General features: G+C 45.4%; 7 protein-coding genes. All 7 read left to right on the top strand.

What is annotated here, in order from left to right; translation table 11 throughout:
• The first annotated feature begins 155 nt into the window (after nt 1–155).
• The 7 genes from RDS42_RS06605 (at nt 156) to carB (ending at nt 12,971) form a co-directional block, all read left to right on the top strand.
• Nucleotides 156–2,258 carry a glutamine synthetase III gene (locus tag RDS42_RS06605; protein ID WP_004845342.1) on the top strand — a complete coding sequence of 701 codons (2,103 nt, stop codon included), beginning with the start codon at nt 156–158 and terminating at the stop codon, nt 2,256–2,258.
• Between the two features lie 28 nt (nt 2,259–2,286).
• On the top strand, nt 2,287–3,999 hold the full coding sequence (locus RDS42_RS06600; RefSeq protein ID WP_004845343.1) for an ammonium transporter: 1,713 nt from the start codon (nt 2,287–2,289) through the stop codon (nt 3,997–3,999).
• A gap of 65 nt (nt 4,000–4,064) precedes the next feature.
• Nucleotides 4,065–5,645: an asparagine synthase B gene (gene asnB, locus RDS42_RS06595; protein WP_009243169.1), complete on the top strand. Its 1,581-nt coding sequence runs from the start codon at nt 4,065–4,067 to the stop codon at nt 5,643–5,645.
• 21 nt (nt 5,646–5,666) lie between these two features.
• Nucleotides 5,667–7,280 carry a CTP synthase gene (locus RDS42_RS06590; RefSeq protein WP_004845345.1) on the top strand — a complete coding sequence of 538 codons (1,614 nt, stop codon included), beginning with the start codon at nt 5,667–5,669 and terminating at the stop codon, nt 7,278–7,280.
• Between the two features lie 6 nt (nt 7,281–7,286).
• The gene (purF, locus tag RDS42_RS06585) at nt 7,287–8,702 is read left to right on the top strand and encodes an amidophosphoribosyltransferase (RefSeq protein WP_004845346.1); all 1,416 of its coding nucleotides are present in this window, start codon (nt 7,287–7,289) and stop codon (nt 8,700–8,702) included.
• 5 nt (nt 8,703–8,707) lie between these two features.
• Complete coding sequence (gene carA / locus RDS42_RS06580; protein ID WP_004845347.1) at nt 8,708–9,808, top strand: glutamine-hydrolyzing carbamoyl-phosphate synthase small subunit; 1,101 nt, start codon at nt 8,708–8,710, stop codon at nt 9,806–9,808.
• A complete protein-coding gene (gene carB / locus RDS42_RS06575) occupies nt 9,792–12,971 on the top strand; it encodes a carbamoyl-phosphate synthase large subunit (RefSeq protein ID WP_004845348.1) in 3,180 nt (1,059 codons plus the stop codon). The genes carA and carB overlap by 17 nt, the downstream gene beginning before the upstream one ends.
• The last annotated feature ends 50 nt before the right edge of the window (nt 12,972–13,021 follow it).

Below are 13,021 nucleotides of genomic sequence, written 5' to 3'. Positions count from 1 at the left end.
TGCAACACGTAAAGGCAAGGGCGTCTTTGAGAACACAATCTCAGAGACGCTTTTTCCGTTGTTGCAAAGAAACAGATAGAAAAAGGCAAGGGCGTCTTTCATGTGGATAGCAGGAAAGGCATCCTTGTCTTTTTTCGTGCGAAAGGAGTGTCGTTATGAAGAAGAAAAATGTTTCCAAATATTTTGGCTGTATGGTGTTTGATGACAGGGTTATGAAGGCAAGTTTATCTTCAAAAGTATATCAGTCATTGAGAAAAACCATTGATGAAGGTGAACAATTAGACAGCAGCGTAGCAGACGTTGTGGCAGAAGCTATGAAAGAATGGGCTGTATCGAAAGGCGCAACACATTACACACACTGGTTTCAGCCGCTGACCGGAATCACAGCAGAAAAACATGACAGCTTTATTTCTCCTTCTCCAAACGGAGGCGTTATCATGGAATTTTCGGGTAAGGAACTGATCAAAGGAGAGCCGGATGCCTCTTCCTTCCCTTCCGGAGGTTTAAGAGCTACCTTTGAGGCAAGAGGATATACCACATGGGATCCGACTTCCTATGCGTTTATTAAAGGAAAAACCTTATGTATTCCCACAGCTTTTTGTTCTTATGGAGGAGAAGCGTTGGACAAGAAAACGCCGCTGCTTCGTTCCATGAAGGCATTGAATAAGCAGGCGCTTCGGATTCTCCGTCTGTTCGGCAATGAAAAGGTATCATACGTTATTACTTCTGTAGGACCGGAACAAGAATACTTCCTGATTACAAAAGAAATGTATGATCAAAGAAAAGATCTTCAATTTACAGGACGCACTTTATTTGGAGCAAGACCTCCGAAAGGACAGGAGATGGATGACCATTATTTCGGTGTGATCAAGCCAAGAGTAGAGGCTTACATGGCGGACTTAAATGAGGAACTCTGGAAGCTTGGAATCCTTGCAAAGACACAGCACAATGAAGTGGCTCCGGCACAGCATGAGCTGGCGCCGATCTACACAACGACCAACATTGCTACGGATCACAACCAGCTGACGATGGAAATCATGCAAAAAGTAGCCGCACGGCATGGATTGGTTTGTCTTCTTCATGAGAAACCGTTTGCAGGAGTGAATGGAAGCGGAAAACATAATAACTGGTCCATCTCCACTGATACAGGCGTAAACCTGCTGTCGCCGGGAGAAACACCTTATGAGAATGCGCAGTTTTTACTGTTTCTGTGCGCAGTGATCAAAGCGGTGGATGATTATCAGGATCTGCTGAGGCTGTCTGTTGCAACCGCAGGAAACGATCATCGTCTGGGAGCAAATGAAGCGCCGCCGGCTGTTGTGTCCATGTTTCTGGGCGATGAGCTGAACGGAGTCTTAGAGGCGATTGAAAAAGATATTCCTTATGAAGGAGCGGAAAAAACACAGATGAAGCTGGGTGTGGATGTCCTTCCGAAATTCAATCGGGATACTACGGACAGAAACCGTACTTCACCTTTTGCTTTCACAGGAAATAAGTTTGAATTCCGTATGTTGGGATCTTCCAACAGTATCGCATGCGCCAACATGATGCTTAACAGCGCAGTGGCGGAAAGCCTGAAGATCTATGCGGACAGACTGGAAAAAGCAGAGAATTTTGAAGAAACCCTTCATGCCATGATCCGCAAGACGATCAAAGATCACAAGAGGATTATTTTCAATGGAAACGGTTATGACGATGCATGGATAAAAGAAGCAACGGAAAAGCGCGGACTGATGAACTATCCGTCAACGCCGGACTGTATGCCGCATCTGCTGGATGAAAAAAATGTCAGGATGCTTACTTCACATAAAGTATTCTCCAAGGCGGAACTGGAATCAAGATGCGAGATTATGCTGGAAAACTACTGTAAGACGATCGTAATAGAAGCAAATACTATGGTGGATATGGTTAAAAGAGAGATCATTCCGGCTGTGGAAGCCTACGCAATGGAACTGGCAAGGACAGCTTCTGCGAAGAAACGTGTCGATGAGACATTGGCATGCCGTTATGAAAGCGGCCTGATAAAAAAACTCTCTACACTTACAGACCAGATGGCAGTCAGGACGGATGCATTGGAAACAGCTCTGATAGAACTTCAGGACGTGAAGGATATTGTGGCGCAGTCTTATCAGATCCGGGATACAGTATTGACCAGAATGCAGGAGTTACGAATTGCCTGTGATGAAGCGGAAACCGTTACAGCAAAAAAATACTGGCCGTTCCCAACCTACGGGGATCTGCTTTTCAGCGTAAAATAGCAAAGATAACAAAAAGGGAGGGGTTATCATGTACAGTTCTGTAAATACAATCTGGGTATTATTTGGCACAGCTCTGGTCTTCTTTATGCAGGCAGGTTTTTCCTTGTGTGAAGCGGGATTTACAAGAGCGAAAAACACCGGAAATATTCTGATGAAAAACCTGATGGATTTCTGCATTGGAACACCGGCATTCTGGCTGGTAGGATTCGGACTGATGTTTGGAAAAGGTTCCGGAATCATTGGCAGCTTTGACCCGCTGATCCGGGGCGAGTACAGCCAGGCGCTTCCTTCAGGCGTTCCTCTGTGGGCGTTTGCGATCTTCCAGACTGTCTTTTGTGCGACATCCGCCACGATTGTGTCAGGAGCAATGGCAGAGAGAACAAAATTCAGCGCTTACTGTATTTATTCTGCAGCGATCTCACTTCTGATCTATCCGGTTTCTGGCCACTGGATCTGGGGAGGAGGATGGCTTTCCCAGATGGGATTCCATGATTTTGCAGGATCTACAGCCGTACATATGGTAGGAGGCATCTGCGCTATGATCGGTGCGAAAATCTTAGGTCCGCGTATTGGAAAATACGATAAAAACGGAAAACCGCAGGCGATTTTAGGGCATAACCTTACATTTGCAGCGCTTGGCGTCTTTATCCTCTGGTTCTGCTGGTTTGGATTTAACGGAGCTTCTACGGTAGGTATGGACAGTGATGCCCTGATAGAAACAGCGGGAAGGGTATTCTTTAATACTAACCTGGCAGCTGCTGTCGCCTGCTGCGCGGCTTTGATTTTCACCTGGATACGTTACAAGAAACCGGATGTCTCTATGACTTACAATGCAGCATTGGCAGGTCTGGTAGGCATTACAGCGGGCTGCGATGCGGTAGATGCGGTCGGCGCGGCGGTCATTGGAGTTGTCTGTGGAATCCTGATTGTACTGGCGATAGAATTTTTTGATAAAATTGCAAAAATAGACGACCCTGTAGGCGCTGTTTCCGTACACTGTGTCTGCGGCGCTGCAGGAACGGTTCTGACCGGTCTGTTTGCCACAGGGGAGACTACAGAGGCAGGACTTTTCTATGGAGGCGGCGCGCACTTTCTGGGAATCCAGGTATTAGGCGTGCTTGCTGTAGCAGCGTATGTTGCGGTGGTTATCACCATTGTATTTTTAGCAATTAAACATACCATCGGGCTGCGTGTAAAACCGGAAGAAGAGCTTGCCGGATTGGATGTTTCGGAACATGGACTGTTTACCGCATATGCCGGATTTTCTATGCTGCCGGACACCATTGCGGAGGATGTGGACACCAATACGGTCTTTGCCATGGGAGATGTGCCGGAAGCTGAAGCTGTACCGGTGAAGACGGTTCCTGCATTTGAAGAAGGAACGCCGAAATTCACGAAGGTGGAAATTGTCTGCAAGGAATCAAAGCTTGAGGCATTAAAAGCGGCAATGATGAATCTGGGAATTACAGGCATGACCGTATCGCACGTTCTTGGATGCGGCGTACAGAAAGGAAAACCGGAGTATTACCGCGGCGTACAGATTGAGGCAAACCTGCTTCCGAAAATCCAGGTAGAAATCGTGGTGAGCAAAGTTCCTGTCCGCAGTGTTATCGAAACGGCTAAGAAAGTGCTTTATACAGGACATATCGGAGACGGTAAGATTTTCGTTTATGATGTGGAAAATGTTGTAAAAATCAGAACCGGTGAAGAGGGCTTTGATGCTCTGCAGGATGTAGAATAAATTTAAAATAAGGGAACTGTTTACAGCGCGCATGGAACAGTTCCCGAAAAATGGAGGTAAAATGTATGTGTTCGATTATGGGATATTGCGGACCGGTAGTCGATTTAGATAAATTTAAAGAAGGTTTCCAAAGAACCATTTCCAGAGGTCCGGATGACAGCCGGATCGTTGATACGGGAAATGGTCTTCTTGGATTTCACAGACTGGCCATTATGGGATTAACACCGTCCGGAATGCAGCCTTTCCAATTGGATGGAAGTTACGTGGTCTGCAACGGAGAAATTTATGGATTTGAAAAGATCAAAGAAGAATTGTCTGACCGATATAGCTTTGCAAGCGATTCAGACTGTGAGATCCTTCTGCCCTTGTATAAAGAATATGGCACAGATATGTTTGCTATGCTGGATGCAGAATTCGCATGTATTCTCTATGACGGCGATACAGGTGAATATATTGCGGCAAGAGATCCCATTGGAATCCGTCCTCTCTATTACGGATATGATGAAAAAGGTGTGATCCTGTTTGCAAGTGAAGCGAAAAACCTGGTAGGGCTTACTGACAAAATCATGCCTTTTCCTCCGGGATATTATTATAAAAACGGCAGTTTTACCTGCTATTGCGATATAACAAAATCAGAACACATATGCCGGGATGATTTAGAAACCGTATGCCGGAATATCTACGACCTGCTGATCGAAGGAGTAAAGAAACGGCTTGTAGCGGATGCGAAGGTAGGTTTTCTGCTTTCGGGCGGGCTGGATTCCTCGCTCGTCTGTGCGATCGCCGCTAAAGAGAGCCGGAAACCTATCCGTACGTTTGCCATCGGGATGCGTGAAGACGCCATTGATTTAAAGTATGCGAAGCAGACAGCAGAGTACATCGGAAGCGAACATACGGAAATATATATGACGCCGGAGGAAGTGATCGATACGCTGGAAGAGGTGATTCATGTTCTGGGGACTTACGATATTACTACGATACGTGCATCTGTGGGTATGTATCTGGTATGTAGGGCAATTCATGAGCAGACAGATATCCGCGTACTTCTCACCGGTGAAATATCGGATGAATTATTTGGATATAAATATACTGATTTCGCCCCCGGTCCGGAGGCGTTCCAAGAAGAATCCGTGAAAAGAATCCGTGAACTTCATATGTATGATGTACTAAGGGCAGACCGCTGTATCTCTTCCAATTCTCTTGAGGCAAGAGTTCCGTTCGGAGATCTGGATTTTGTGACTTACGTTATGGCAGTCGATCCGGAACTGAAAATGAATCATTACGGAAAAGGGAAATATCTTCTCCGTCATGCATTTCAGGAGGATTCGTACCTTCCGCAAGAAATCCTGTGGAGAGAAAAAGCAGCGTTTTCAGACGCAGTAGGTCATTCCATGGTGGATTATCTGAAAGAATACGCAGAATCCGTTTACACAGATCAGGAGATGGAAACATTATCAGAAAAGTATACCTATGCACGTCCGTTTACGAAAGAATCTTTGTTGTACAGGGAAATCTTTGAAAAATATTATCCGGGGCAGGCGGAAATGATCGCCGGATTCTGGATGCCGAACAAAGAGTGGGAGGGGTGTGACGTCAATGACCCTTCAGCCAGAGTGCTTTCAAACTATGGAGAAAGCGGAAAATAATAGAAAGAGGAATGACAATTTATGACAAAGTATATTTTTGTGACCGGAGGCGTGGTATCCGGGCTTGGAAAAGGAATTACGGCAGCCTCCCTTGGGCGGCTTTTAAAAGCCAGAGGTTATAAGGTGGCCGCTCAGAAGTTAGATCCTTATATTAATGTAGATCCGGGAACTATGAGCCCGTATCAGCATGGAGAGGTGTTTGTCACGGAAGACGGCGCGGAGACAGATCTGGATCTGGGACATTATGAGAGATTTATTGATGAAAACCTGAATAAATATTCCAATCTGACGACAGGAAAAGTCTATTGGAATGTGTTGAATAAGGAAAGAAGGGGAGAATATCTGGGCTCTACTGTTCAGGTGATCCCGCATATCACCAATGAAATCAAAGAATTTGTCTATCGCGTAGGGAAACAGACGGATGCAGACGTGGTAATTACGGAAATCGGAGGAACAATAGGAGATATTGAATCCCAGCCTTTTTTAGAAGCAGTCCGCCAGATTTCTCTGGAAGTGGGACGGGAAAACAGCCTGTTTATTCATGTGACACTCGTCCCTTATTTAAGCGGCTCGGACGAACACAAATCAAAGCCTACGCAGCACTCTGTACGGGAACTGCAGGGAATGGGAATCCACCCGAATCTCATTGTACTTCGGTGCGATAAACCTTTGGAGGAATCTATTTTTCAGAAGATTTCTCTTTTCTGCAATGTGAAGCCGGACTGCGTGATCGAAAACCGCACGCTGTCAAATTTATATGAAGCGCCCCTTATGCTGGAGCAGTCCGGCTTTTCTTCTGTAGTTTGCAGAGAGCTTCATTTAGAGGCAAAGGAAGCCCGGCTTGAAGACTGGAAAAAAATGGTGGAACAGATAAAAAATCGTACCCGGGAAGTACATATCGGACTGGTCGGGAAATATGTAAAGCTTCATGACGCCTATCTGTCCGTAGTGGAAGCTTTAAATCATGCAGGCTATGCGCAGAATGCTTATATCCGTATTCATTGGATCGATTCAGAGAATATTACGAAAGAAAACGTAGCTCAGATTTTCCGGGGAATACACGGGATCATCGTTCCCGGCGGTTTTGGAAACAGAGGAATTGAAGGAATGATCACTGCAGCTGAATATGCCAGAAAGAATCGGATTCCTTATTTCGGGATCTGTCTTGGCATGCAGATTGCCGTCATTGAATATGCCAGGAATGAGGCTGGACTTCCGGAAGCACATTCCGGGGAATTTGATGAGCAGTGCAGGGACAAGGTTATTGATTTTATGCCGGGACAAAGTGATGATATTGATAAGGGAGGCACACTCCGACTTGGAAATTACCCTTGTGTGATTCAGCCGGGAACACAAATGGAGCATTGCTATCAGCGCTCGGTCATTCAAGAGCGCCATCGTCACCGCTACGAATTAAATAATCAGTACCGCGAACTGCTTACCGATGCAGGTCTGGTGATCAGCGGAACTTCCCCTGATGGCCGTTTGGCAGAAACCATCGAGCTTGCGGATCATCCGTTTTATATCGGAGTGCAGTTTCATCCGGAATTTACAAGCCGCCCCAACCGGCCGCATCCGCTGTTTCAAGGATTTATTTCAGCGGCTTTCCATGAAAATACGAAACAAGAGGAGTGAACAGATATGGCGATTCATGAAGAATGCGGCGTGTTCGGAATTTTAAGCAGAAAAAGAGAACGTCTTGGGAAACTGGTTTATTATGGACTCTATGCACTTCAGCACAGAGGGCAGGAAAGCTGCGGCATTGTTGTAAATGACGATGGCGTCTTTTCGTCGTATAAGGATTTGGGGCTTGTAAGCGAAGTATTTTCTGAGGATACTCTGGCACATCTTTCGGAAGGAAATATGGCCGTGGGACATGTGCGGTACGGAACGACAGGAAGAAATAATCGAAAGAATTGTCAGCCTATAGAGGTGAACCATCAGAAAGGGAAAATGGCGCTGGCACATAATGGAAATTTAAGCAATGCGTTAGAGCTTCGTGATAAATTGGAATTATCAGGAGCAATTTTCCATACAACCAGCGATACAGAAACGATTGCGTATATGATTACAAGAGAAAGGCTTACTGCGCCTAGTATCGAGGAGGCGGTAAGCCGCGCCATGACTTCTTTGGAAGGAGCATATTCTCTTATATTAATGTCTTCTGCTAAAATGATCGCAGTGAGAGATCCGTATGGATTCCGTCCCCTTTGTTACGGGAAAATGCCGGACGGCTCCTATGTGATTGCCTCGGAAAGCTGCGCCCTGACATCTGTAGGCGCGGAACTGATCAGGGATCTTCTTCCGGGAGAGATCCTGGTATTTAGCGAAGAAGGCGTCGAGTCGCGCCGGGAACACTGCGGCACGCAGAAACAGAAGACCTGTATATTTGAATATATTTATTTTGCAAGACCGGACTCTGTCATTGATAAGATCTCTGTATCAGCAGCAAGAATTCAGGCTGGGAAACTATTAGCACAGACAAAACCGGTCAAGGCGGATATTGTAATCGGCGTTCCGGACAGCGGTCTGGACGCGGCGCTTGGATTTTCTGAAGTTTCAGGAATTCCTTATGGAATCGGACTTGTCAAGAACAAATACATTGGAAGAACTTTTATATCTCCCGGTCAAAAAGAACGGATCGATCTGGTGCGGATGAAGTTGAGTCCGATCCCATCGGTTATTCAGGGAAAACGAGTAGTTTTAATTGATGATTCCATTGTAAGAGGAACTACAAGCAGACAGCTTGTAAGTCTTTTAAGAGAGGCAGGCGCAAAAGAGATCCATCTAAGAATCTCTGCACCTCCGTTTCTGCATCCGTGTTATTATGGTACAGACATCGATTCGGAAGAAAATCTTATTGCATCCCACCATGGAGAAAAAGAGGTCGCCACGCTCATCGGGGCGGATTCACTTGGCTATCTTCCGTTGGAATGCCTTCATGAACTGACAGGAACGCATTCATATTGTGACGCTTGTTTTAGCGGGAAATACGCGACTGAAATTCCCACAGATGTCCGAAAGGACCGATTTGAACAAAAATTATCCGAGAGGTGAAACAAATGGAAAAATGGAATAAGAAGCTTCTTCTGGAAGACGGAAGTCAATTTTATGGCTATGGGTTTGGCAGTCAGGAAGAGAAAATAACGGAAATAGTATTTAATACGGCGCCGGTTGGGTATCAGGAGATCCTTTCTGATCCATCCTACACATATCAGACCGTTGTTATGGCATATCCGTTGATCGGAAATTACGGGATTGCAAAAGAAGACTTTGAGACAAAACAACCTTCCATCGGCGGGCTTGCCGTGAGAGATTATAATGATATTCCTTCCAATTTCCGCAGCGCCGCCACGCTGGACGAGGTGATGAAACAGTATCATATTCCCGGTATTTACGGCATTGATACGAGAAAACTGGTAAGAAAGATCCGGGATTTCGGAAGTTGTAAGGCGCTGCTTACAGATGCGCAGACATCGCCGGAAGAAGGATTGAAAAAACTGGCAGGATTTGAGATTCCGAAAGATGCCGTAGAAAAGGTCAGTTCTAAAGAAATAAGATACTGTGCCGCCAAACAGGAAAATTATCTTGTGGCGGCCATTGATTGCGGAATAAAAGAAAATATTATACGAAGTTTAAATGCAAGAGGCTGCAGCGTCATGGTATATCCATGGAACACTTCTTATGAAGAAATTCAAAAACAAAACCCGGACGGCGTCTTTTTGTCTAATGGACCGGGCAATCCGAAGGATGTAAAGCCGGTTCTGGAACTGGTACGGAAAATAAGAGGAAACTTTCCATTATTTGGAATATGCCTTGGACATCAGATGATCGGGCTTGCCTATGGCGCGGGGACTTATAAGTTGAAATTCGGACACCGGGGAGGAAACCATCCGGTAAAAAACTTAAAAACCGGGAAAATAGAAATCACGTCCCAGAATCATTCTTATGCTGTAGATTATGCCAGTCTGAAAAATACCGATCTGGAGATGACCCATATCAATCTGCTGGATCATACAGTAGAAGGAATTGCCTGCAGAAAAGATCATGTTTTCAGCGTCCAGTATCATCCGGAAAGCGCTCCCGGACCTCAGGACAGCGGGTATTTGTTTGATCAATTTATACAGATGATGGAGGAAAACAAACATGGCAAAGCGAACTGATATAAAGAAAATACTGGTTATTGGTTCTGGTCCTATTGTAATCGGACAGGCAGCGGAATTTGATTATGCGGGAACACAGGCATGTCTTGCGCTGAAAGAAGAGGGGTATGAAGTAATCCTGTGCAATTCCAATCCGGCGACTATAATGACAGACCCTGCCATTGCAGATAAAGTTTATATGGAGCCTCTTACATTGGAATATATGGCAAAAATCGTCCGCCATGAGCGTCCGGACGCCATAGTACCCGGAATCGGAGGGCAGACAGGACTGAATCTTGCAATGCAGCTCGAGAAAAAAGGAGTTTTGAAAGAATGTCAGACAGAACTGCTTGGAACTGGAAGTGAAAGCATCCGGCAGGCAGAAGACAGAGAACTGTTTAAAGAATTGTGCGAAAAATTAGGAGAACCGGTACTGCCGTCCCTTGTCGCCAATACAGCAGAAGAAGCCCTTCAGGCGGCAAAGACCATCGGTTATCCGGTAGTTCTGCGTCCGGCTTTTACTCTGGGCGGAACCGGGGGAGGGTTTGCAGACGATGAACAGGAATTTCTGGGGCTTATTCATAATGCGCTTGCCTTGTCGCCGGTTCATCAGGTATTGGTTGAAAAAAGCATTAAAGGTTTTAAAGAAATTGAATATGAAGTCATTCGTGATTCTAATGATACGGCAATTACGGTGTGCAACATGGAAAATCTGGATCCGGTAGGAATCCATACAGGAGATTCGATCGTAGTCTGCCCATCCCAAACCTTGACGAATAAGGAATACCAGATGCTGCGAGACAGTGCGCTAAGGCTGATCCGGGCTCTTAGGGTGGAAGGGGGATGCAATGTACAGTTCGCACTGGATCCTCATTCTTTCCGGTACTACGTTATCGAAGTGAACCCACGTGTTTCCCGTTCTTCTGCACTGGCGTCAAAAGCAAGCGGATATCCCATTGCCAGAGTGTCTGCAAAAATCAGCGTAGGTATGACTCTGGACGAGATCCCCCTTGTAAACACCCCTGCTTCCTTTGAGCCTGCCTTAGATTATGTAGTAACGAAAATGCCTCGTTTTCCGTTTGATAAGTTTGCAGATGCCAATCAAAAGTTAGGCACGCAGATGAAAGCGACCGGAGAGGTGATGAGCATTGGACGAACATTTGAAGAAAGTCTGTTAAAGGCGATCCGTTCCCTGGAAACGGGAGTATTTCATCTATATATGGAGAAATTCGATGAAAAGACAAGGGAAGAGCTTCTTTCCTATATAAAAGCAGGAACGGACGACAGGATCTTTGCCGTTGCACAATTATTAAGACTTGGCTGCAATGTTCAGCAAATTGCTTTTGAAACAAAGATTGACGGCTTTTTCCTGGAAAAAATGAAGAAAATCATAGAAATGGAAAATATGTTAAAAGCAAATCCATGGAACAGGGACGTCCTGCATGAGGCAAAAAGAGGAGGATTTTCCGATCGCGCTGTGGCATGGCTCTGGAATACAGACGAAGATACTGTCTTTCGCATTAGAAAAGAAATGCATCTGTTCCCGGTTTATAAAATGATCGACACCTGCGCTTCTGAATTTGACAGTTATGTCCCTTATTTTTATTCTACTTACGAAGAAGAAAACGAATCGATAGCAGAGGACAGAAAAAAAATTCTGGTGCTTGGATCAGGTCCTATCCGAATCGGTCAGGGCGTAGAGTTTGATTATTCGACAGTTCATGCCGTAAAAACAATACGCAATGCCGGATATGAGGCCATTGTGATCAACAATAATCCGGAAACAGTTTCTACGGATTATACGACTTCCGATAAGCTGTATTTTGAACCTCTCTGTGTCGAAGACGTGATGAACGTAATTGAACTGGAGCGGCCGGATGGCGTAATCGCCTCGCTGGGAGGGCAGACTGCCGTGAATCTGGCAGAGCCTCTGGAATCCAGAGGCGTAACGATCATCGGAACAGACTGCGAGGCGATCGAAAAGGCAGAGAACAGGGAGTCCTTTGAGAAGCTTTTGGCCGCGCTTTCTATTCCGCAGCCCAAAGGTCAGGCTGTAACGAATATTGAAGATGGTGTAAAGGCGGCAGCTGCAATAGGCTATCCTGTGCTGGTACGTCCGAGCTTTGTATTAGGCGGAAGAGCCATGCAGATCGTGGCAAAAGAAGAACAACTGCGGCAATATCTGAAAACGGCGGTGGAGATCAATGAAGAAAAACCGGTATTAGTGGATCATTATATCAGAGGAAAAGAAGTGGAGATCGACGGAATCTGCGACGGTCAGGATGTATTTGTGCCCGGCATCATGGAACTGGTGGAGAGAACCGGCGTACATTCCGGCGATTCCATCAGTGTGTATCCGAGTTACAGCATTTCAGACCATGTAAAAGAAGTGATTCTGGATTATACAAGAAGATTAGGTCTTGGAATCGGAATCAGAGGATTGTTTAATATTCAGTTTATTGTGGATCAGGAGGAAAACGTGTATATTATAGAAGTAAATCCACGCTCATCCAGAACCGTTCCGTTTTTATCAAAAGCCACAGGTTATTCTCTGGCGGATATTGCGACAAGAGTGATTCTTGGCATCAGCCTGAAAGAGCAGGGCATCGACACATGTTATCCGGAAGAAAAGAGTTTCTGGTATGTAAAAGCGCCCGCGTTTTCTTTTGCTAAGTTAAATGGAATGGATGCGTATCTGTCCCCTGAGATGAAATCAACAGGAGAAGCCATAGGATACGATCGAAAATTTCCTCGAGCCATGTATAAAGCCTTAATCGCTTCCGGTGTGAAAATGCAGAACTACGGAACGGTCATGGTAACTCTGGCTGATGAAGATAAAGAAGAGGCGCTGCCTCTTATTCGACGGTTTTATGAAATGGGATTCAATATAGAGGCAACAGTCGGAACCGGAGAGTTTCTGAAAGCGCATGGGATTCGCACTCGTATCCGCAGAAAGCTTAGTGAAAACAGCACCGAAATTCTGGAAGCGATAAGATCCGGCTATGTAAGCTATGTCATTAACACAAGAGCCATTTTATCCGGCGTTCATTATGAAGACGGACTGGCGATCAGAAGGACAGCCATCGAAAACAACGTAACGATGTTTACCTCTTTGGATACCGTAAAGGTACTTCTGGACGTGCTGGAAGAAATTACCATAGGTGTTTCGCCTCTTTACGCATAAAAACAAAAAAAGGAGAACTGCAGAATGATACCAAATATGAATTATCAAAA

Origin of the sequence: uncultured Blautia sp., assembly GCF_902497045.1 — a bacterium.
Classification (GTDB): Bacteria; Bacillota; Clostridia; order Lachnospirales; family Lachnospiraceae; genus Blautia_A.
The sequence above is the reverse complement of the archived record's forward strand: the minus strand, read 5'-3'. Positions and strand labels throughout refer to the sequence as shown.